The following is a 19,946-nucleotide window of genomic DNA, read 5'->3' as shown; positions in this document are numbered from 1 at the left end:
TTGAGAGCGACCATGCAGGAAGACCCCGTGCGCATTCTGATCGTCGAGGGGCGGTTCTATTCCGACCTGTCGGACGAACTGCTGAACGGCGCCGTGCAGGCCATTCAGGCGTTCGGGGCCGAGCATGACGTGATCAGCGTGCCGGGCGCGCTGGAAATTCCGGCCGTGATCGCCCTGGCGGACGAGGGCGGCCATCGCCCGGCCGGCGTGCGCTATGACGGCTATGTGGCGCTGGGCGTGGTCATCCGTGGCGAGACCCACCATTTCGAGATCGTCTCCAACGAGTCGGCCCGGGGCCTGATGGACCTGGCCATCGGCAAGCGGCTGGCGATCGGCAACGGCATCCTGACCGTCGAGGACGAGGACCAGGCCTGGGCCCGCGCCCGCATCTCCGAGGGCGACAAGGGCGGCGGCGCGGCGCGGGCGGCGCTGGAAATGGTCTCGATCAAGCGCCAACTGCTGGGCGGGGCGCGATGAGCCGCCAGAAACGTTCGGTCGCCCGTCTGGCCGCCGTGCAGGCCCTCTATCAGATGGAAGTCAGCGGCGTCGGGGCCGAGGCCGTGGTCCGCGAGTTCAGCGAGCACCGCTTCGACCGCGGGCTGGACGGCGAGGGCAGCGAGACCCTGGCCGCTGCCGATGAAGCCTTCTTCGGCGAGCTGGTGCGGGGCGTGGTGGCCGAGCAGGGCCTGATCGACAAGGCGGTCATCCGCCGGCTGGCCGAGGGCTGGCGGCTGGAGCGGCTGGACGCCACCCTGCGGGCCATCCTGCGCGCCGGCGCCTTCGAGCTGATGCGCCGGCCCGACGTGCCGGTCGAGGTCGCCATCGACGAATATGTCGAGATCGCCAAGTCCTTCTTCGAGGGCCCCGAAGCCGGTTTCGTCAACGGCGCCCTGGATGGAATCGCGCGGGATGAGCGAGCCGGTTGACGAGTTCGACTGGATCGCGCGCCTGCTGCGTCCCCTGACGCGCGGCGCGCCCGAGGCGTTCGACCTGCTGGACGATGCGGCCCTGATCCCCGAGATCGACGAGGCCAACCAGATCGTCGTCACCAGCGATTGCCTGGTGGAAGGCGTGCATTTCCTGGCCTCCGACCGGCCCGACATGGTGGCGCGCAAGCTGCTGCGGGTGAATCTGTCGGATCTCGCCGCCAAGGGCGCCGTGCCGTTCGGCTATCTGATGACCGTGGCCTGGCCCAGGGACGCCGACTGGCGGCGCCGCCAGATGTTCGCCAAGGGCCTGGCCACCGACCAGGGCGCCTTCGGGCTCAGCCTGCTGGGCGGCGACACGGTCTCCACCCCCGGTCCCTGGACGCTGTCGGCCACCATGATGGGCCGGGTCGATCCCGGCGGCATGGTCCGGCGCGGTGGCGGCAAGCCCGGCGACCTGCTGGTGGTCAGCGGAATGATCGGCGATGGCTGGCTGGGCCTGAAGGCGCTGCAGGGCGAGTTCACCGAGCCGGACAGCTACCTCGTCCGCCGCTACCAGCTTCCCGAGCCCCGCCTGGGATGGCGCGTGGCCCTGCGGCATGCCAGCGCCGCCGCCGATGTCTCCGACGGCCTGCTGGCCGATGCGGGCCACATCGCCACGGCCAGCGGCTGTGGCCTGGAGATCGAGCTGGAACGCCTGCCCCTGTCGCCCGCCGCCGCGCGCTGGCTGGAACGGCAGGAGGATCAGGCCGGCGCCCGCATCGCCCTGGCCACCGGCGGCGACGACTATGAAATCGTCTGCGCCGTCGCGCCGCAGGCCCTGGAAGCCTTCCAGGCCGAGGTCGGCGCCGTGCCCGCCACCGTCGTCGGTCGGCTGACCGAGGGCGAGCAGACCACCCGCTTCCAGGGGGAAGTCGTCACCCCCGACCGTCTGGGCTGGAGCCACTGATGCAACTGCTGCTGACCGAGGCCGCGCTGAAGCGGGTAGGGGACCGCCTGCGGGCCCTGGCCCCCGATCTCGACATCGTCACCCTGGCCCCCGACGGCACGCTCAGTCGCGACGCGGCCGAGGTGGATCCCGAGCTCTACTGGCTGAGCCTGGACGCGTTCGGCGCGGGCCTGGGCCATTTCTTCAAACATATCGGCCAGGGCTCGCGCGGCCAGTGGGTGCAGACCTTCAACGCCGGCCTCGACAATCCGGTGTTCCGCATCCTGTTCGAAAAGGGCCTTCGGGTCTCCAAGAGCAGCGCCCAGGCCCCGCCCATCGCCGAATATGTCGTCGCCCACGGCATCAGCCTGCTGCACCCCATCGCCGCCCAGCAGGCCGCTCAGGACGCGCGGGAATGGAAGCGCGTGCCCTTCACCGAGATCGGCTCCAGCCACTGGCTGCTGGTGGGCTTTGGCAATATCGGCCACGAGATCGCCAGGCGGGTGAAGGGATTCGGCGCCCAGATCACCGCCGTCCGCCGTTCCGCCCAGCCCGACCCGCTGGTCGACCGCATGGCGACCCAGGCCGAGCTGCCGGACCTGCTGCCCCAGGCCGATGTGGTGGTGCTGGCCTGCGCCTTGACGGACGAGACCCGCGACATCGCCAATGCCGCCTTCTTCGCGGCCATGAAGCCGGGCGCCATCCTGATCAATATCGGCCGGGGCGAGCTGGTCGACGAGGACGCCCTGCGCGTCGGGCTGGAGGCGGGCAGGCCGGGCTTTGCGGTGCTCGACGTCTTCCGCGCCGAGCCGCTGCCGGCGGGCAGCTGGCCATGGACTCACCCCAATGTCCGGGTCACGGCCCACGCCTCCAACGCCGGCAACGGCACCCTGCGGCGGGGCGACGAGCTGTTCCTGGAGAACCTGCGACGCTTCCGCGCGGGCGAGCCGCTGCTCAACGAGGCCAGCAAGGCCGAGGTCGGGCTCTGACGGCAAGGGGCCGGTAACCTTGTCGGCCTAGACCTTGCGGTCATGCGCAGACGTGACCTCCTCGCCGCCGCTCCCATGCTCGCTGTCGCGGGCGTGGCCGAGGCCGAGGGCGACAAGAAGAGCGACAAGGTCGGGCAATATGTCGACATCTCGCCGGTCGCCCTGCCGATCGGGGTCAACGGCCGGCTGCTCAACTACGTCTTCGCCACGGTGCGGGTGAACCTCTCGACGCGGGCCGACGCCAACAAGATGCGCGAGAAGGAACCCTACTTCCGCGACGCCCTGGTGCGGGCCGGCCACCGCACGCCCTTCACCCTGGCCACTGACTACAACCGCCTGGACCAGGCCAAGCTCAAGGCCAGCCTGATGCGCGAGGCGGCCGCTCTGGTCGGGGCCGAGAACCTGGCCTCGGTGACCCTGGTCCTCGAAACCCCCCGCCGCCGGGTCAGCAACCCCACGCGCTAGCAATACCAGGGGCGCCCTTGCGCCAGTTTGTCTTGCTTGGAGCGGCGCCATTGCGCCGGGGCGGCGTATTTGGCAAACACGGTCTTCTTTAAGGCTCTGGGAGACGTGCGTTCGCGCGTCAGGGCAACAAGAGAGCGGTCGCGACGCCCGTCGACGGCTGCTCATGCGCAAGAACAAGAGGGGCGCTTTGCTAATGATCAATTTTCTCTGGCTCGCGATCGTAGCCGGCCTGCTGGCCGTGCTCTACGGCGCGCTGCAAACCGCTGTGCTGATGCGCAAGTCGCCCGGCAACGCGAAGATGCAGGAAATCGCCGCCGCCATCCAGGAAGGCGCTCAGGCCTATCTGAACCGTCAGTATATGACGATCGGCATGGTCGGGGTGGTGATCCTGGTCATCGTCGGCGTCCTGATCAGCTGGCACGCCGCCATCGGCTTCGGCATCGGCGCGGTCCTGTCGGGCCTGGCCGGTTTCGCCGGCATGCTGATCTCGGTCCGGGCCAACGTCCGCACCGCCCAGGCCGCCTCCGAGAGCCTGGCCAAGGGTCTGAACCTGGCCTTCACCTCGGGCGCCATCACCGGCATGCTGGTCGCCGGCTTCGCCCTGATCGGCGTGGCGGGCTATTTCGCGGTGCTGACCGGGCCGCTGGGCCTGGAGAACACCAGCCGTGAAGTGGTCGATTCGATGGTCGCCCTGGGCTTCGGGGCCTCGCTGATCTCCATCTTCGCCCGTCTGGGCGGCGGCATCTTCACCAAGGGCGCCGACGTCGGCGGCGACATGGTCGGCAAGGTTGAAGCCGGCATCCCGGAAGACGATCCCCGCAACGCCGCCACCATCGCCGACAACGTCGGCGACAACGTCGGCGACTGCGCCGGCATGGCCGCCGACCTGTTCGAGACCTATGCGGTGACCACGGTCGCCACCATGGTCCTGGCCGCCATCTTCTTCAAAGGCCAGGAAATCGTCGGCAACATGATGCTGCTGCCGCTGGCCATCTGCGGCGTCTGCATCGTCACCTCGATCATCGGCACCTTCGCCGTGCGTCTGGGCAAGAAGCAGAACATCATGGGCGCCCTCTACCAGGGCCTGATCGTCACCGGCGTGCTGTCCATTGGCGCGGTCTGGTGGGTCACCCATGAACTGGTCAAGTCCGACGTCACGGTCGGCCTCCAGACCTTTGGCGCCGATACCCTGTTCTGGTGCGGCATGGTCGGCCTGGCCGTCACCGCCGCCATCGTGGTCATCACCGAATACTACACCGGCACGGGCTTCCGCCCGGTGAAGTCGGTGGCCAAGGCCTCGGTCTCCGGCCACGGCACCAACGTCATCCAGGGCCTGGCCATGTCCCTGGAATCCACCGCCCTGCCGGCCCTGACCATCATCGTCGGCATCATCGTCACCTATAACCTGGCGGGCCTGTTCGGCATCGCCATCGCCACCGCCACCATGCTGTCCCTGGCCGGCTTCATCGTCGCCCTGGACGCCTTCGGCCCCGTCACCGACAACGCCGGCGGTATCGCCGAGATGGCCGGCCTGCCGCCGGAAGTCCGCGTCTCCACCGACGCCCTGGACGCCGTGGGCAACACCACCAAGGCCGTCACCAAGGGCTACGCCATCGGTTCGGCGGGCCTGGGCGCCCTGGTGCTGTTCGCCGCCTATACCGAAGACCTGAAGTTCTTCTCGGCCAACGCCGAGCCGGGCTCGTTCTTCGACGGCATGGGCGCGGTCAGCTTCGACCTGTCCAACCCCTATGTCGTGGTCGGCCTGCTGTTCGGGGGGCTGCTGCCCTTCCTGTTCGGCGGCATGTCGATGACCGCCGTGGGCCGCGCCGCTGAGGCCGTGGTCGCCGAGGTCCGTCGCCAGTTCAAGGAGAACCCCGGCATCATGACCTATGAGGTCAAGCCGGAATACGGCAAGGCCGTGGACATCCTGACCAAGGCCGCCATCCGCGAGATGATCATCCCCTCGCTGCTGCCGGTGGTCTCGCCGATCGTCCTGTTCTTCGTGATCAAGGCCATCGCCGGCAAGGTCGACGCCTTCGCTTCCCTGGGCGCCATGCTGATGGGCGTGATCGTCACGGGCCTCTTCGTCGCCATCTCGATGACCTCGGGCGGCGGCGCCTGGGACAACGCCAAGAAGCTGATCGAAGAAGGTCACCACGGCGGCAAGGGCTCCGAAGCCCACAAGGCCGCCGTCACCGGCGACACCGTCGGCGACCCCTACAAGGACACCGCCGGCCCGGCGGTGAACCCGATGATCAAGATCACCAACATCGTGGCGCTGCTGCTGCTGGCCGTCCTGGCCAAGGGCGTCATCGGCTAAACGATCCGATCGAGACAAAAGAAGACGCCCCGGAGAGCGATCTCCGGGGCGTTTTTGTTTGGGCGAAACAGAGGAAGCCTGGGTCCCCGCTTGCGCGGGGATGAGCGGTGATTCTAGCGCCGGTCGCTCGGGCGCTGGCCCGGGACGCCCTCGTCGTCGCTGTTGGGCAGCAGGCCGCCCTGGCCGACGTTGCCGAGCAGCTGTTCGAGGATGGTCATCTCGCGGCCGCGGGTCGGGGTTTCGCGGTCGTTATAGGCGATGATCTTGCCGTCCTTCAGCGTGTACTTGTTCACCGACACCACCGCTTCGCTGTCCTTGTCGAAGGACACCGCATAGATCTCGCGGCGGGCGACGCGCGGCTGGTAGAAGGCCACCTGGTCGGTGATCTGGCTCATATAGAACCAGATGTTGGGATCGAAGGTCGAGGTCGCCGAGGGCGAACCCAGCTTGTTCAGCACCGAGGACTTGGAGTCCTCGCCGATCTTCACATCGGCGGGGCTGGCCTCGACGGCCTGGAAGCCCGAATAGGTGGTGATCGGCATGCAGGCGCCGGTCGCCATCAGGCTGGCGGCGGCGGCGGCGAAGGCGAACTTGCGAAACATGACGTCTCCGAACGGGGCGCGCGAGCGAGCGCAGGCTTTGACCTAGCGCCCTCGGCGGCTTAGTTCAACGCCCCAAGCACTAAGCGCCGCCCACGGCGAAATCGAGGCGAACCCTATGATACTCGACCGGCTGCTCAAGCCCAGGCCCGCCAAGGCCGCCGGCGCGGCCCTCTACCAGGCCGCGGTGAGCCAGGCGCGCAGCCCCAGCCTCTATGCCGCCGGCCGCGTCCCGGACACCCGGGAGGGCCGTTTCGAGCTCTATACGCTGCACGTTATTCTGCTGGTCGAACGCCTGCGCGGCGGCGGTGAGGCGGCGGCGGAGACCAGCCAGGCGCTGTTCAACGCCTATCTGCGCGGCCTGGACGACGCCTTCCGCGAGCTGGGCGTCGGCGATCTGGCGGTGCCCAAGCGGATGAAGACCCTGGGCGAGGCCTTCTACGGCCGGGGCCGGTCCTACGAGCAGGCCTTCGACGGTCTGCCGGACCGGACCTCCCTGACCGCGCTGGTTAGCCGCACCCTGCTGGAGGGCGTCGAGGACGCCCAGGTCGAGGTCATGGCCGACTACGTGCTGGCCGCCCGTCAGGCCCTGGAAGCCCAGCCGGACGACGCCCTGCTGGCCGGCCAGGTCGCCTGGGCGCCCGCGCCGTGAGCTGGACGCACGAGATTCGCCTGGGCGAGATCCAGCGCGCGCCGACCAAGATTCGGTTGGAGGCCGACGCCGCGGCCCGCAAGGCTGTCGCCCGGCAGCTTGGCCTGGTCTCGATCGAATCGCTCACCGCCGACCTCGCCCTCAAGGCCTGGCTGGACGGCGCCGAGCTGACCGGCGCCTTCGTCGCCGAGGTGACCCAGACCTGCAGCGTCAGCGCCGAGGACTTCCCCGAGCGGGTCGAGGGGCAGGTCTTTGTCCGCATGGTCCCGGCCGGCAGCCCCAACGCCCCCACTGAGACGATCGGCGACGAGATCGAGGTCGATCTGGAGGGCGACGATCCGCCCGACGTGCTGGAGAGCGACCGCATCGACCTGGCCGGCTATGTCGTCGAGCACCTGGCCTTGGAACTGGACCCGTTCCCCCGCAAACCCGGGGCGGTGTTCGAACCGCCGCCGGAGGAAACCCCGGCATCGCCCTTCGCCATACTCCGGAAGTTGAAGGCCGATGATTCCAACTGAATACAGGTTTGCGAGGCCAGCCTTGCTTTCGGCGAGCTACTTGCATCCGGCTCATCCGGCGGTATCGTCCGGCCGCGCGGCCGAGCCTGGCCGTCCGCCACGGAGCGCTGGCCATCTTGCCTGAAAGCCTGACACTTTCGATCGACGCCATGGGCGGCGATCACGGCCCGTCCGTGACCGTCGCCGGCGCGGCCCTCGCGGCGCGCCAATACGGAACTGAGGTCCGCTTCCTGCTGCATGGCGATGAGAAGCTGATCGAGGCCGAACTGGCCAAGCATGCCGTGCTGCGCCCGCTCTGCGAGGTCCGCCACACCGACAAGTTCATCGCCATGGACGAGAAGCCCGCCCAGGCCATGCGCCGCGGCAAGGGCTCCAGCCTGTGGAACGCCGCGGAGTCGGTGAAGACCGGCGAGGCCGGCGCCTGCGTCTCGGCCGGCAATACCGGCGCCCTGATGGCCATCGCCATGCTGGTGCTGCGCATGGCCCCGGGCATCCACCGCCCGGCCATCGTCGCCGGCTGGCCGACCGCCAAGGGAATCACCGCCGTCCTCGATGTCGGCGCCAACGTCGAGAGCGACGCCGAGCAGCTGGTCGAGTTCGCCATCATGGGCGCGGCCTTCCACCACGCCGTCTACAAGTCGGCCCGGCCCAGCGTCGGCATCCTCAATGTCGGCTCGGAAGACCAGAAGGGCCATGACGAGGTGCGCGGCGCCCATGCCCTGCTGCGAGCCACCACCCTGGACCTCGACTATTACGGCTTCGTCGAGGGCACCGACATCGCCAAGGGCACGGTCGATGTCATCGTCACCGACGGCTTCACCGGCAACATCGCCCTGAAGACCGCCGAGGGACTGGCGCGGTTCTTCGCCAACGAGCTGCGCGCCGCCTTCACCGCCAATCCGCTGTCGATGCTGGGGGCGCTGCTGAGCGCCGGGTCGCTGGGGGCCATGCGCAAGAAGCTGGATCCGGGCGGCGCCAACGGCGGACCGCTGCTGGGCCTGAACGGCATCGTGGTGAAAAGTCACGGCGGGGCCGACGCCCGCAGCTATGCCAGCGCCATCCGCGTCGCCGTTGACCTTGCGCGCAGCGACTTCACGGCCGAGATAGACCGCAACATCAAACGGCTGACCGCCGTGACGTCCGAAACCGCCCCGCCGGCGGCGCCGGACGATAAAGTGGAGTAGGCCCAGTGCTGCGTAGCGTGGTGACCGGCGTCGGGGCCTTCCTGCCCGAAACCGTGGTGACGAACGAGGATCTGGCCAAGATCGTCGATACCAGCCACGACTGGATCGTGGAGCGGACCGGTATTCACCGCCGCCACCGCGCGTCCGAGGACCAGGCCGTATCCGACCTGGCGGTCGAGGCGGCGAAGAAGGCCCTGGCCGCCGCCGGCAGGACCCCGGCCGACGTCGACCTGATCATTGTCGCCACCACCACCGCCGACCTGACCTTTCCGGCCACCGCCGCCATCGTGCAGCGCAAGCTGGGCTGCCCGGTCGGCATCGCCTTCGACGTCCAGGCGGTCTGCTCGGGTTTCGTCTATGCCCTGACCGTGGCCGACGGCTTCGTGGCGCGGGGCCATTCGAAATGCTGCCTGGTCATCGGGGCCGAGACCATGACCCGGCTGATGGACTGGAGCGACCGGGGCACCTGCGTGCTGTTCGGCGACGGGGCCGGAGCGGTGATCCTGGAGCCGGGCGAAGGGGAGGGGACGGTTCACGACCGCGGCCTGCTGGGCTTCGCCCTGCGTTGCGACGGGACCAAGCAGGACCTGCTCTATGTCGATGGCGGCCCCTCGACCACAGGGACGGTCGGCAAGCTGCGTATGCAGGGCAACCAGGTGTTCCGCCACGCGGTGGTCAACATCTCCGAGGCGGTCGTTTCGGCGGCCAAGGCGGCGGGGGTCGAGGTTTCGGACATCGACTGGTTCATTCCCCACCAGGCCAACCAGCGCATCCTGGCCGGGGTCGCCAACCGCCTGGGCATCGACGAGCACAAGGTCATCCAGACCGTCGGCGAGCACGCCAACACCTCGGCCGCCTCGATCCCCCTGGCCTGGGCCGAGGGGGTGAGCGACGGGCGGGTCAAGAAGGGCGACCTGCTGCTGCTCGAGGCCATGGGCGGCGGGCTGACCTGGGGCGCCTGCGTCATCCGCCTTTAGGCGACGATTCCGGAGCCGACCGGAACCCTTTGACTTGACGCGATAATCGCGCCATGCAGGCTTAACGGACCAAGCTGGGGGAGACAGCATGAAGGGCGCGACCCTGACCCGGGCGGACCTGACCGAGGCCGTCCATGAGGAAGTCGGACTGACCAGGCAGGACTGCGCCGGCCTCGTCGAGCGCACCCTCGACCTGGTGGCCGAGGCGCTGGAGGATGGCGCGACGGTCAAGCTGTCGGGCTTTGGCGTCTTCCAGGTCCGCGCCAAGCGCGCCCGCATGGGCCGCAATCCCAAGACCGGCGAACCGGCCGAGATCGAGCCGCGCCGGGTGATCGGTTTCCGCGCCTCGCAGGTGATGAAGGCGCGTATCGACCGCGCCCTGGGCGACTAGTCGAGGTCCCCCGGTGGCGAAGGGCCCCAATGCCTTCCGCACCATTTCGGAAGCGGCCGACGAACTGGGAGTGCCCCAGCACGTCCTGCGTTTCTGGGAGACCCGATTCTCCTTCATCCGCCCGATGAAGCGGGCCGGCGGCCGGCGTTTCTACCGGCCCCAGGACATCGCCGTACTGCGCGGGGTCCGCGCCCTGCTGCACGACGAGGGCTACACCATCAAGGGCGTGCAGAAGCTGCACAAGGAACAGGGCGTCCGCCGCCTGGCCGCCGCGGGAACCGGGGCCGCGCCCTCGACGGACGAGCGGGATTGGCCGGAAGTCGAGACCGCAGCCGATACGGGGATGGACGAGGCCGCCCGCGGGCGGCTGAGCGATACGCTGGCCGATCTGGAGGCTATCAAGGCCCGGCTGGACGGTCTTTTGCGCCGACCCTAGGACGCGTCGTTTTCGCCATTGCCGGGTCTGGGGACGCCCCCTATAAGGGCGCTCCCCCACAGCAGGCCGTTCGCGGTCTGCCGCGAGAAATGTCGGAGCGTGGCGCAGCCTGGTAGCGCACTTGACTGGGGGTCAAGGGGTCGCAGGTTCGAATCCTGTCGCTCCGACCATTCTCGCTTCTGCCTTCACCGCCACTTCCCCTTGTCCATCCAGGTCAGCAGGGGAATCAGCGGAACGCCCCAGCCGATCCCAACGACGATGAAATAGAGGCCCTTCAGCCAGCCCCAGCGGGGCAGGTAGTCGACCAGGGTCACGGCCAGGACGACGTACGCGGCCAGGAAGACCAGCATCGCCAGTCCGCCGATCAGTTTGCGCAGGCGAGGGCCCATGGGCGCGTCTCCGGTTTCCGAAGGCGTGCTTCGGCCAGGACGCGCCCTAAGGCAAGGGGGTTGGGCTTATGCCCGGCGGCGGAAAAGGCCGAGGATGAACAGCAGGATGATGGCCCCGATGATCGAGACCAACAGGTCCGCCCAAAGGGCTGGCAGGGGAAGCGAGATTTTCAACGCCGAAAACAGGTAGTGGCCGATCAGGCTGCCGACCACGCCGATGACCAGGTTGACGATCAGGCCGTGGTGGCGGTTCATCGCCAGGCTGGCGACCCAGCCGACGAAGATGCCGATCAGAATGAAGATGAGGATTTGCATCATGGTTTCAGCTCCCTAAACCCGTGGCGTTTGAATTCCCCGCCCCGGGGTTGGTTCCGTTCAGCGCCTGACCAGGGTCAGCACCGAGAGCAGCGCCACTGCCCCGACCACGGCCGCGCCCAGCATGACCAGCAAACCCGCGACGGGCAGGGACAGCCAGTCGGTCACCATGGCCCCCAGGATGGCGCCGGCCACGCCCACCGCCAGGGTGACGAACAGGCCCAGGCGCGCGCCCAGCAGCCAGCGGGCCAGCGTCCCGGCTATCAGGCCGATCAGGACCACCCCGAACAGGCTGGGAAGCGGCATGGCGCTGGACCTTGGCTTGCTGTCTATCTAAACCCCGAGCGCCCAACTTAGGCCTCCAAGGGACGGCTTGTCGCGTCAATGACCTCGTTTCTTCGTTCGGACCGTTCGAACGCCGTCGCCCTGTGGCTGTTCGGTGTCGCGCTGCTGGTCATGGCCATGGTGGTCGTGGGCGGGGCGACCCGGCTGACCGGCTCGGGCCTCTCGATCACCGAATGGCGGCCGATCAGCGGCGCCCTGCCGCCGATGTCGGACCACGACTGGCAGGTCGAGTTCTCGCGCTATCGCCAGATCCCGCAGTTCGCCCTGGTCAATCCGACCATGACCCTGGAGGCTTTCAAGGGCATCTACTGGTGGGAATGGACCCATCGCCTGCTGGGTCGCCTCGTCGGCGTCGCCTTCGCCGTCCCCTTCATCTTCTTCCTGGTCCGCCGGATGATCCCGCGCCGGCTGATCCTGCCGTGCGTGGGCCTCTTCGCCATGGGCGGTCTGCAGGGGCTGGTCGGCTGGTGGATGGTGGCCAGCGGCCTGGTTCACCGCGTCTATGTCGCGCCCGAGCGGCTGGCGATCCATCTGGGCCTGGCCTTCATCCTCTTCATCCTGCTGATCTGGACCGGCCTGGAAGCCCTGAGCGGCAAGGCGCGGCAGAGCCAGCCGACCCGCTGGCGGGTCTGGTCGCTGGTCTTCCTGGGCGGGGTGTTGCTGCAGTGCCTGCTGGGCGCCCTGGTGGCCGGCAACCATGCCGGACAGGTCTACAACGACTGGCCGCTGATGAACGGCGACCTCTGGCCGGCCGACTACGCCGGCAAGACCTTCTGGGCCACCATCGCCCACAACGCCGCCTCGGTGCAGCTGCACCATCGCCTCGGCGCCTATCTGCTGCTGGCCGCCGGCCTGACCCTGGCCTGGCGCGGCTGGGGCTCGCGCTACCTCGCCCCGCAGGCGCGCAGTCTGGCCCTGGCGGTGGGGGCAGGGGTGACGGTGCAGGCCCTGCTGGGCATCGCCACCCTGTTGGCCGTCACGCCCCTGTGGCTGGCCATGCCGCACCAGATCATGGCGCTCATCGTGCTGGCCCTGGCCACCGGCTTCGCCTGGCGGGTCCGGCGACTCTAGATCGATGTGGTATCATGATACCGTATCGAGAAAACCGTTGTGAAATAACGCCTTGAGCCCATCTCGCGGTTGACAATGTGACGGCGCGCCAGTATCAGCCGCCCCTCACGTCGATGGCCCCGTTAGGCCGTCGCTCTAACCGGATCTGTTCCCATGATGAAGACCACGGCTTCTCTGAAGCCCGCCGAGGTCGAGAAGGCCTGGATCGTGATCGATGCCGAGAACGTCGTTGTCGGCCGTCTCGCCACGTTCGTCGCCATGCGCCTGCGCGGCAAGCATCGCGCTGATTACACCCCGCACGTCGACTGCGGCGACCATGTCGTCATCGTCAACGCCGACAAGGTGAAGTTCACGGGCCGCAAGCTCGAGCAGAAGATCTATTACCGCCACACCGGCCACCCCGGCGGCATCAAGCAGATCACCGCTGGCAAGCAACTGACCGGGCGTTTCCCCGAGCGGGTGCTGGAAAAGGCCGTCGAGCGCATGCTGCCCAAGGAAAGCCCCCTGGCGCGCAAGCAGATGACCCACCTGAAGATCTATGCCGGCGCCGAGCATCCGCACGCCGCCCAGAACCCCGAAACCATCGCGTTCGCTGAAAAGAACGCCAAGAACACCCGGAGCGTCTGAGCATGGCCGAAGGTCTCGAGGCTCTGCAGAGCCTGTCTTCCAATCCCGAAGTCGCCCCCGCCGAGCGCAAGGTCGACGCCCTGGGCCGCGCCTATGCCACCGGCAAGCGCAAGAACGCCATCGCCCGCGTCTGGATCAAGCCCGGCAAGGGCGTGATCACCGTCAACGGCCGCGACCAGGAAGTCTATTTCGCTCGCCCCGTGCTGCGGATGATGATCGCCCAGCCGCTGGAAATCGCCGACCGGCTCGGCCAGTTCGACGTGGTCGTCTCCGTGCAGGGTTCGGGCCTCTCGGGCCAGGCCGGCGCGGTGCGTCACGGCATCTCCAAGGCCCTGACCTATTACGAGCCCGGCCTGCGCGGCGTGCTGAAGCCGCACGGCTTCCTGACCCGCGACAGCCGCGTCGTCGAGCGTAAGAAGTACGGCAAGGCCAAGGCCCGCCGTAGCTTCCAGTTCTCGAAGCGCTAGTCGCGAGAGCCATTTCTCGCGTTACAGAGGGCGCTTCGGGAAACCGAAGCGCCCTTTTTCTTTGGCTGCCAATCATGGCTGGGAGGGTACAGACATGGCCCACAAGGTGTTCATCGACGGCGAGGCTGGTACGACGGGTCTGCAGATCCGCGAGCGTCTTGCCGACCGCCAGGATCTGGAGCTGCTGCATATCGATCCGGCCCATCGCAAGGACCCGGCGGTGCGCGCGCCGCTGATGAACGCCGCCGACGCGGTGATCCTCTGCCTGCCCGACGCCGCCGCCATCGAGGCGGTCGAACTGGTCACCAACCCCGAGACCAGGATCATCGACGCCTCGACCGCCCACCGCACGGCCGAGGGCTGGGCCTATGGCTTTCCGGAGCTGGACCCGGGCCAGCGAGTTGAGATCGCCAATTCCAAGCGGGTCAGCAACCCCGGCTGCTACCCGACTGGCGCCATCGCCCTGATCCGGCCGCTGGTGACCGCCGGCCTGCTGTCCGAGGACTATCCGATCGCGGTCAGCGCCGTCTCCGGCTACAGCGGGGGCGGCAATCCGATGATCGCCGAGTTCGAGGACAAGGCTTCACCCGACTACACCGAGGTTCCCTATCGGCTCTACGGCCTGGGTCTTTCGCACAAGCATGTGCCCGAGATGCAGGCCTATTCGGGCCTGTTGAACCGGCCACTGTTCATGCCGGCCGTCGGCCGCTACCGGCAGGGCATGCTGGTCGAGGTGCCGCTACAGATGGGCCTGCTGCCGGCCACTTCGCTGGAGGAACTCCACGCCGTCCTGGTCGACCACTACCAGCACGAACATTTCGTCGAGGTCGCCAGCCTGGCCGAATGCCGCGAGCTGAAGACCCTGGGCCCGGAAGACCTCAACGGCACCAACCGCATGCGCCTCTTCGTGTTCGGCTCGGACAACTCCAACCAGGCCCGCCTGGTCGCCCAGCTCGACAACCTGGGCAAGGGCGCCTCGGGGGCGGCAGTGCAGAACCTCAACCTGATGCTGGGGCTGAACGAGCAGGCGGGGCTGTAGCCCTCCACCTCTCAACCTCCGCATCCCCAGCGAAAGCTGGGGCCCATGAGGGCAGATGGACCGCAAAGCCCGTGCGGGCGGAGCCTCACTCATGGGCCCCAGCTTTCGCTGGGGATGCGGGGTGTGGTTAGGTCGGTGCTCAATCTTCCACGGCTTCGGACATGACTTTCCGCCCAGCAACGCCCGCCGATACCGTTGTGCTCCGCCAGATGATGGCCACCAGCAACGGCTATGACCGTCCCGCCGCCAGGGCGATGATCGAACGGTTCTCCGCCGGCTGGGTCGTGCCTGAGATGGGTCACGAAATCTGGCTGCTGGAGGAAAACGGCGAGGCGGCCGGATTCTACCAGCTGATCCCGCACGGTCGGGACCAGGAACTGGACCTCTTCTTCACCGCCGACGCCTTCCAAGGCCGGGGCGTGGGACGGCGGCTGTTCGAGCACATGTTGGAACGGGCGGGCCTGCTGTCCGCTGAGACGGTCATTATCAAATCGAACCCGGAGGCGGCGGACTTCTATCGTCGCATGGGCGCCATCGATATCGGCGTCGACCCGCCGGGCCAGGAGATCACCTGGGAACGGCCGACGCTGGCGCGGCCGCTCTGAAGGAGTGGGGTGCGTGAGGCGGAGTACAGCCCTTCAAAAAGTCACGGCGGCGGAATAGGTCGCAGTCAGACGGCGGCACTGCCCGTCGTCGAAACCCAGTTCGCTTGCGGCGTCTAGGCCATCGCGCAATGAGTCGCTGTAATAGGCGCGCTCTTTTTCAGTTGCCGCCTTATCTACCAGTGCGCTGTATCTCTCTACGTCCTGGCGAGGGAGCCGCGCGCTACAGGCTCCGGTAATGTATAACAGATCGGCTCGCGCTCGCATGACAGGCGTCTGCCAACTCGCCTGCCCGCCTTTTGCCATTAGGTCGCCCACAAGGGCGGTGCGAGTCGCGCCGCGGACCTCAGGGGACGCTGCTTTGAAGGCCCGTGAAAACACAGGGTCGGTGCTGGCTTCCAAGCACACAGCGTCGATACGCCTGAAAAACGCTTCGATGACTGGCCGTGCGTCGAGGCTTCCAGCCTTCGAGGCCGCTGCTTTGCTGTCGCGGCTGAAGACGGCACCCACCCGCTGGATACTTGAATCGAACGTGGCATCCAGCTCGGCGCGCGTCATGCCGACGAAACGCGGGTCGTTTACCAAGGCATCGTAGGCGGCACTGGCGGCCGACTCATCGACCTGAAAACCAATCTTCACGCAGAAGGACTGAACCACAGCATAGCGGGCCACACCGTCCATGCGGGCTGCCTGCTGTGGGGTGACCGCCGCTGATGCCTCCGACGCCGCAAAGGCGAAAACCAATCCCATGGTCGCCGAGCAAACCAAACCGGCCTTGCTCATTTTCGTCCCCCAGAACACTGGTCTGAAGTTGCGGGTGTCCGGCCAGTATGAATCCCGCTTCGGTACCTAGCCTCGGCTGACATTCTGGCGCCGCCGCTCTAGGACCGCACCTTCACAAAACTTCCCGGCGCATCCTCGATCGCCTTCAGCGGCCCCTTGGTCGGGTCTCGCGCCGGGACCATCTTCCCCGACCGCTCGGCCAGCCACGCTCCCCAGTGTGGCCACCACGACCCCGGGTGTTCGACCGCGCCCGCCTGCCATTCCTCGATAGAGGCGGGCAGGGCGTCATTGGTCCAGTGCTGGTATTTCCTGGCGTCCGGGTGGTTGATCACCCCGGCGATGTGGCCAGAGCCCGCCATGGTGAAGGTGGTCGGGCCGCCGAACAGCTTGGCGCCGCGGAAGACGCTGCGCAGGGGGGCGATGTGGTCGTCCTTGCTGGACTGGACGTAGATCGGGGTCTTCACCTTGCCCAGATCCAGCGTCTCGCCGTCGAGCACCAGCTTGCCCAGCCCCAGCTCGTTGTCCTTGTAGAAGTGGCGCAGATAGAAGAGGTGCAGCGCCTTGGGCATGCGGGTCTGGTCGCTGTTCCAGAACAGCAGGTCGAAGGGCTTGGGCTCCTTGCCCATCAGGTAGTTGTTGACGAAGAACGACCAGATCAGGTCGTTGCCGCGCAGCATGTTGAAGGTGTCGGCCATCGACTTGCTGGGCAGGAAGCCGCCGGCGTTGTCCATCTGCTTTTCGATATCGGCCAGCCAGGCGTCGTCGACGAACAGCTTCAGGTCGCCCGCCTCGGTGAAATCCTGCTGGGCGGCGAAGAAGGTGGCCGAATTGATCCGCTTGTCGCCCTTGGCGGCCATGTGGGCCAGGGCGCAGCTGAGCAGCGTGCCGCCGATGCAGTAGCCGACGGCGTTCACCCGGTCCGTGCCGGCCTGCTTCATCGCCTGGGCCGAGGCGTCGTAGATGCCCTCCTTGAGGTAGTCCTCGAAGGTCTTGGCGGCCAGATCCTCGGTCGGGTTGACCCAGGAGGTCACGAAGACGGTGAAGCCCTGGCTGGTCAGCCAGCGGACCATCGAATTGTCCGGGCGAAGATCGATGATGTAGAACTTGTTGATCCACGGCGTGAAGATCAGCAGCGGGATCTCGTGCACCTCATCGGTCGTCGGATCGAACTGCAGGAGCTGCAGGATATCGTTCTGGTAGACCACCTTGCCGGGCGCGGTGGCGACGTTTTCCCCGACCTTGAACTTGGCCATGTCGGTCTGGCTGATGGCCAGCTGGCCGCCGCCGCGCTGCAGATCGGCGGCGAAGTTCTCCATGCCCTGGAGCAGGGATTCGCCCTTGGACTCCATCGCCTGCTTGAGGGCGACGGGGTTGGACATCAGGAAGTTCGACGGTGAGATGGCGTCGGTCAGCATGCGGGTGAAGAACTCGACCCGGCGCTTTTCGATGGGATCAACGCCCTCGACCTCGGCGACCAGGTCGTTCAGCCAGTTGGAGGTCAAGAGGTACGACTGCTTCATCACGTCGAACATGGGGTGGGCGCCCCAGTCGGGATCGTTGAAGCGCTTGTCGCCCTTGGAGGGCTCGACCACCGGCGTGGTTTCCTCGCCGGCCATGCGGCGGGCGGTGGACTGCCACAGGTCCAGATAGCGGGAGAACAGGTCCGCTTGCGCCCGCATGACCCGGTCGGGCTGGGCGGCCAGGCCGCTCATCACCTGGGTCAGGGCCGGGGCGACGTGGAAGGGGTCGGAGTTGAGCGCCGCCGGGCTCTCGGCCTGGCGCAGGGCGGCTTCGGCTATGGCGCCCTGGGCGGTGAAGGCGGCCCGGGCCAGGTTGGTCGACAGCTTTTCGAGATTGGCCCGCTGCTCGCTGCTGAGGAAGGCGGCGGGGTCGGGCATCGGCGGCGGGGCGGCCTGCGCCTGAGGCTTGGGCTGCGGGGCCGCGGCGGGCTCGGGCTTCGGCGCGGCTTTGGGCTTGGCGGTTTTGCCAGAGGACTTGGCGGCGGATTTGCCCTTTTTGGCCGGTTTACCGGACTTGGAGTCGGCCATGGCTGCTTCCTCTGCTTTCGGCGGCATTCGCGCGCGCTCTTTTGTTCGCCGCAATCATCGCATAAGACCAGGGTTGAAATGAACGGCGAAACGCGAACTTTCAAAACCGCTTCCCGCCTGGCCCTGATCGCCGGCGCCGGCCTGCTGCTCTGCGCCTGCGCGGGCCTGCCGACCGTGGACGAGACCTTCGCCGCCCCGCCCATCGACCAGAAGTCGCCGGCGGCGGCCGCCGTGGCCGACGTGCTGAACGCGCCGGGCGACTATCCGACCTTCGCCAGCATTCCCGAGGCGCCGACCGACCTGAAGACGGCCGATCAGTACAAGGCCGACGTCACCGGCCAGCAGCAGACCGCCGAGGCGCTGATCGCCGCCACCGCGCCCTCGACCTGGACCCTGTCTGAAACCGACGCCTTCGCCGCCCAGGCCATGACCGAAGCCAAGGTCGGCACGGTCAACGCGCCCACCGACGCGGAAGTGGCCAGCTCCGAAGCCTATGCCCGAGCTCTTCGCGCCAAGGCTAGCCCGCCCCCGCGGCCGCACTAGGCGTCAGTCGGGGGCATAATCTTCCAGCAACCCGCTTGGCCGGGCCTCCGCGTGAGGCTATCCATGCGCGACTTCCGCTCCAGGCGCGCCAAGGATGGCGCAAAGAGCCCTTCATGACCCCCGAGTTCCACCGCATCCGGCGCCTGCCGCCTTACGTTTTCGAAGAGGTCAACAAGATCAAGGCGCGGCTGCGCGCCCAGGGGATCGACATCATCGACTTCGGCATGGGCAACCCGGACATGCCGACCCCTAAGCATATCGTCGAGAAACTGGTCGAGACCGCCCGCGACCCCAAGGCCGGCCGCTATTCCGCCTCCAAGGGCATCATCGGCCTGCGCCGGGCCATGGCCGGCTACTACGACCGCCGCTTTGGCGTGAAGCTGGACCCCGACCGCGAGGTCATCGCCACCCTGGGGTCGAAGGAGGGGTTCGCCAACCTGGCCCAGGCCCTGACCGCCCCCGGCGACGTGGTCATCTGCCCCAACCCCGCTTATCCGATCCACGCCTTCGGCTTCATCATGGCTGGCGGGGTGATCCGCCATGTGCCCGCCCTCTCGCCCGAGGAATATCTGGCCGGCGTCGACCGCGCGGTGCGCCATTCCGCCCCGCCGCCCAGCGTGCTGATCCTCAGCTATCCGTCCAACCCGACGGCGCAGTGGGTGGACCTCGACTTCTACAAGGAAGCCATTCGGCTGGCGAAGAAGCACGAGCTGCTGGTCATCTCCGACATCGCCTATTCCGAGATCTATTTCGACGACAACCCGCCCCCCTCGGTCCTGCAGGTCGAGGGCGCCAAGGACATCGCCGTCGAGGTCAATTCGCTGTCCAAGACCTACGCCATGGCCGGCTGGCGCTGCGGCATGGTGGTGGGCAACGAGCGGATCTGCGCGGCCCTGGCGCGGGTGAAGTCCTATCTCGACTACGGCGCCTTCCTGCCCATCCAGGTCGCGGCCTCGGCGGCGCTGAACGGGCCGCAGGACTGTGTCGACGAGATCCGGGCCATCTATAAATCGCGCAGGGACGTGCTGGTCTCGTCCATGAAGCGGGCAGGGTGGGACATTCCCAGCCCGCCGGCCTCGATGTTCGCCTGGGCGCCGATCCCCGAGCCGTATCGGGAAGCGGGGTCGATGCTGTTCTCGCGCCTGCTGGTCGAAGAGGCCGGGGTGGCGGTGGCGCCGGGCCTGGGCTTTGGCGAATATGGCGAGGGCTATGTGCGTATCGGACTGGTCGAGAACGAGCACCGCATCCGGCAGGCGGCCCGCAACGTCAAACGCTTCCTCACCAACGCGGACGAGATCCTCGGCCGCGCCCACAACAAGCTAGGGGCCTGAC

Annotated in this window: 25 protein-coding genes and 1 tRNA gene; 20 read left to right on the top strand and 6 right to left on the bottom strand. The window is 67.6% G+C overall.

Annotation, left to right across the window (positions count from 1 at the left end; translation table 11 throughout):
• Positions 1-12: 12 nt before the first annotated feature.
• The 6 genes from ribH (at position 13) to QO010_RS04930 (ending at position 5,628) form a co-directional block, all read left to right on the top strand.
• Entirely contained in the window at positions 13-477 is a 465-nt protein-coding gene (gene ribH / locus QO010_RS04955; protein WP_307346726.1) for a 6,7-dimethyl-8-ribityllumazine synthase, read from the top strand.
• On the top strand, positions 474-926 hold the full coding sequence (gene nusB / locus QO010_RS04950; protein WP_307346723.1) for a transcription antitermination factor NusB: 453 nt from the start codon (positions 474-476) through the stop codon (positions 924-926). Before ribH ends, nusB begins: the two co-directional genes overlap by 4 nt.
• Complete coding sequence (gene thiL / locus QO010_RS04945) at positions 832-1,875, top strand: thiamine-phosphate kinase (protein ID WP_370873711.1); 1,044 nt, start codon at positions 832-834, stop codon at positions 1,873-1,875. Before nusB ends, thiL begins: the two co-directional genes overlap by 95 nt.
• Entirely contained in the window at positions 1,875-2,843 is a 969-nt protein-coding gene (locus QO010_RS04940; protein ID WP_307346717.1) for a D-2-hydroxyacid dehydrogenase, read from the top strand. The genes thiL and QO010_RS04940 overlap by 1 nt, the downstream gene beginning before the upstream one ends.
• Before the next feature lie 42 nt (positions 2,844-2,885).
• The gene (locus tag QO010_RS04935) at positions 2,886-3,308 is read left to right on the top strand and encodes a hypothetical protein (protein ID WP_307346714.1); all 423 of its coding nucleotides are present in this window, start codon (positions 2,886-2,888) and stop codon (positions 3,306-3,308) included.
• Positions 3,309-3,501: 193 nt separating this feature from the next.
• Complete coding sequence (locus QO010_RS04930; protein WP_307346711.1) at positions 3,502-5,628, top strand: sodium-translocating pyrophosphatase; 2,127 nt, start codon at positions 3,502-3,504, stop codon at positions 5,626-5,628.
• A gap of 113 nt (positions 5,629-5,741) precedes the next feature.
• Here QO010_RS04930 and QO010_RS04925 read toward each other — a convergent pair whose 3' ends face one another.
• The gene (locus QO010_RS04925; RefSeq protein ID WP_307346708.1) at positions 5,742-6,230 is read right to left on the bottom strand and encodes an outer membrane protein assembly factor BamE; all 489 of its coding nucleotides are present in this window, start codon (positions 6,228-6,230) and stop codon (positions 5,742-5,744) included.
• A 115-nt stretch (positions 6,231-6,345) separates the two neighbouring features.
• On the opposite strand from QO010_RS04925, the gene QO010_RS04920 reads away from it, so the two are divergent.
• The 7 genes from QO010_RS04920 to QO010_RS04890 all read left to right on the top strand — a co-directional run bounded on the left by QO010_RS04920 (position 6,346) and on the right by QO010_RS04890 (position 10,555).
• Positions 6,346-6,879 carry a ubiquinol-cytochrome C chaperone family protein gene (locus QO010_RS04920; protein WP_307346705.1) on the top strand — a complete coding sequence of 178 codons (534 nt, stop codon included), beginning with the start codon at positions 6,346-6,348 and terminating at the stop codon, positions 6,877-6,879.
• A complete protein-coding gene (locus tag QO010_RS04915) occupies positions 6,876-7,397 on the top strand; it encodes a YceD family protein (RefSeq protein ID WP_307346703.1) in 522 nt (173 codons plus the stop codon). Before QO010_RS04920 ends, QO010_RS04915 begins: the two co-directional genes overlap by 4 nt.
• A gap of 116 nt (positions 7,398-7,513) precedes the next feature.
• Positions 7,514-8,581 carry a phosphate acyltransferase PlsX gene (gene plsX / locus QO010_RS04910; protein ID WP_307346700.1) on the top strand — a complete coding sequence of 356 codons (1,068 nt, stop codon included), beginning with the start codon at positions 7,514-7,516 and terminating at the stop codon, positions 8,579-8,581.
• 5 nt (positions 8,582-8,586) lie between these two features.
• The gene (locus tag QO010_RS04905; RefSeq protein WP_307346697.1) at positions 8,587-9,558 is read left to right on the top strand and encodes a beta-ketoacyl-ACP synthase III; all 972 of its coding nucleotides are present in this window, start codon (positions 8,587-8,589) and stop codon (positions 9,556-9,558) included.
• Between the two features lie 88 nt (positions 9,559-9,646).
• Positions 9,647-9,949: an integration host factor subunit alpha gene (locus tag QO010_RS04900; protein WP_307346694.1), complete on the top strand. Its 303-nt coding sequence runs from the start codon at positions 9,647-9,649 to the stop codon at positions 9,947-9,949.
• Positions 9,950-9,962: 13 nt separating this feature from the next.
• Complete coding sequence (locus QO010_RS04895) at positions 9,963-10,385, top strand: MerR family transcriptional regulator (protein WP_307346691.1); 423 nt, start codon at positions 9,963-9,965, stop codon at positions 10,383-10,385.
• Positions 10,386-10,478: 93 nt separating this feature from the next.
• Positions 10,479-10,555, top strand: a tRNA-Pro gene (locus QO010_RS04890).
• A gap of 15 nt (positions 10,556-10,570) precedes the next feature.
• On the opposite strand, the gene QO010_RS04885 is transcribed toward QO010_RS04890, so the two are convergent.
• The 3 genes from QO010_RS04885 to QO010_RS04875 form a co-directional block, all read right to left on the bottom strand.
• Positions 10,571-10,774, bottom strand: coding sequence for a DUF2842 domain-containing protein (locus tag QO010_RS04885; protein WP_307346688.1), 204 nt, complete (start codon positions 10,772-10,774; stop codon positions 10,571-10,573).
• A 66-nt stretch (positions 10,775-10,840) separates the two neighbouring features.
• Positions 10,841-11,092 (bottom strand): GlsB/YeaQ/YmgE family stress response membrane protein, encoded by a 252-nt coding sequence (locus QO010_RS04880; RefSeq protein ID WP_307346685.1) that lies wholly within the window; start codon positions 11,090-11,092, stop codon positions 10,841-10,843.
• 57 nt (positions 11,093-11,149) lie between these two features.
• On the bottom strand, positions 11,150-11,395 hold the full coding sequence (locus QO010_RS04875; RefSeq protein ID WP_307346683.1) for a GlsB/YeaQ/YmgE family stress response membrane protein: 246 nt from the start codon (positions 11,393-11,395) through the stop codon (positions 11,150-11,152).
• Positions 11,396-11,473: 78 nt separating this feature from the next.
• Here QO010_RS04875 and QO010_RS04870 point away from each other — a divergent pair, with 78 nt between their 5' ends.
• The 5 genes from QO010_RS04870 to QO010_RS04850 all read left to right on the top strand — a co-directional run bounded on the left by QO010_RS04870 (position 11,474) and on the right by QO010_RS04850 (position 15,243).
• On the top strand, positions 11,474-12,505 hold the full coding sequence (locus tag QO010_RS04870; protein ID WP_307346681.1) for a COX15/CtaA family protein: 1,032 nt from the start codon (positions 11,474-11,476) through the stop codon (positions 12,503-12,505).
• A gap of 153 nt (positions 12,506-12,658) precedes the next feature.
• Positions 12,659-13,132, top strand: a complete 474-nt coding sequence (gene rplM / locus QO010_RS04865; protein ID WP_307346678.1) for a 50S ribosomal protein L13 — start codon at positions 12,659-12,661, stop codon at positions 13,130-13,132.
• Between the two features lie 2 nt (positions 13,133-13,134).
• Positions 13,135-13,599 carry a 30S ribosomal protein S9 gene (gene rpsI / locus QO010_RS04860; protein WP_370873710.1) on the top strand — a complete coding sequence of 155 codons (465 nt, stop codon included), beginning with the start codon at positions 13,135-13,137 and terminating at the stop codon, positions 13,597-13,599.
• Between the two features lie 94 nt (positions 13,600-13,693).
• A complete protein-coding gene (gene argC, locus QO010_RS04855; protein WP_307346675.1) occupies positions 13,694-14,638 on the top strand; it encodes an N-acetyl-gamma-glutamyl-phosphate reductase in 945 nt (314 codons plus the stop codon).
• Positions 14,639-14,835: 197 nt separating this feature from the next.
• Positions 14,836-15,243: a GNAT family N-acetyltransferase gene (locus tag QO010_RS04850; RefSeq protein ID WP_307346672.1), complete on the top strand. Its 408-nt coding sequence runs from the start codon at positions 14,836-14,838 to the stop codon at positions 15,241-15,243.
• Between the two features lie 33 nt (positions 15,244-15,276).
• Here QO010_RS04850 and QO010_RS04845 read toward each other — a convergent pair whose 3' ends face one another.
• Positions 15,277-16,023 (bottom strand): hypothetical protein, encoded by a 747-nt coding sequence (locus tag QO010_RS04845; RefSeq protein ID WP_307346670.1) that lies wholly within the window; start codon positions 16,021-16,023, stop codon positions 15,277-15,279.
• A gap of 98 nt (positions 16,024-16,121) precedes the next feature.
• A complete protein-coding gene (gene phaC, locus QO010_RS04840; protein WP_370873721.1) occupies positions 16,122-17,921 on the bottom strand; it encodes a class I poly(R)-hydroxyalkanoic acid synthase in 1,800 nt (599 codons plus the stop codon).
• Between the two features lie 228 nt (positions 17,922-18,149).
• On the opposite strand from phaC, the gene QO010_RS04835 reads away from it, so the two are divergent.
• Together QO010_RS04835 and QO010_RS04830 are read left to right on the top strand one after the other, a co-directional pair.
• Entirely contained in the window at positions 18,150-18,614 is a 465-nt protein-coding gene (locus QO010_RS04835; protein WP_307346664.1) for a hypothetical protein, read from the top strand.
• Between the two features lie 113 nt (positions 18,615-18,727).
• Positions 18,728-19,945 carry an LL-diaminopimelate aminotransferase gene (locus QO010_RS04830; protein WP_307346661.1) on the top strand — a complete coding sequence of 406 codons (1,218 nt, stop codon included), beginning with the start codon at positions 18,728-18,730 and terminating at the stop codon, positions 19,943-19,945.
• Position 19,946: the final 1 nt, after the last annotated feature.

Origin of the sequence: Caulobacter ginsengisoli, from assembly GCF_030814835.1 — a bacterium.
GTDB lineage: Bacteria > Pseudomonadota > Alphaproteobacteria > Caulobacterales > Caulobacteraceae > Caulobacter > Caulobacter ginsengisoli.
Note: the sequence above shows the minus strand (reverse complement) of the source record. Positions and strands in the feature narration are given on the sequence as shown.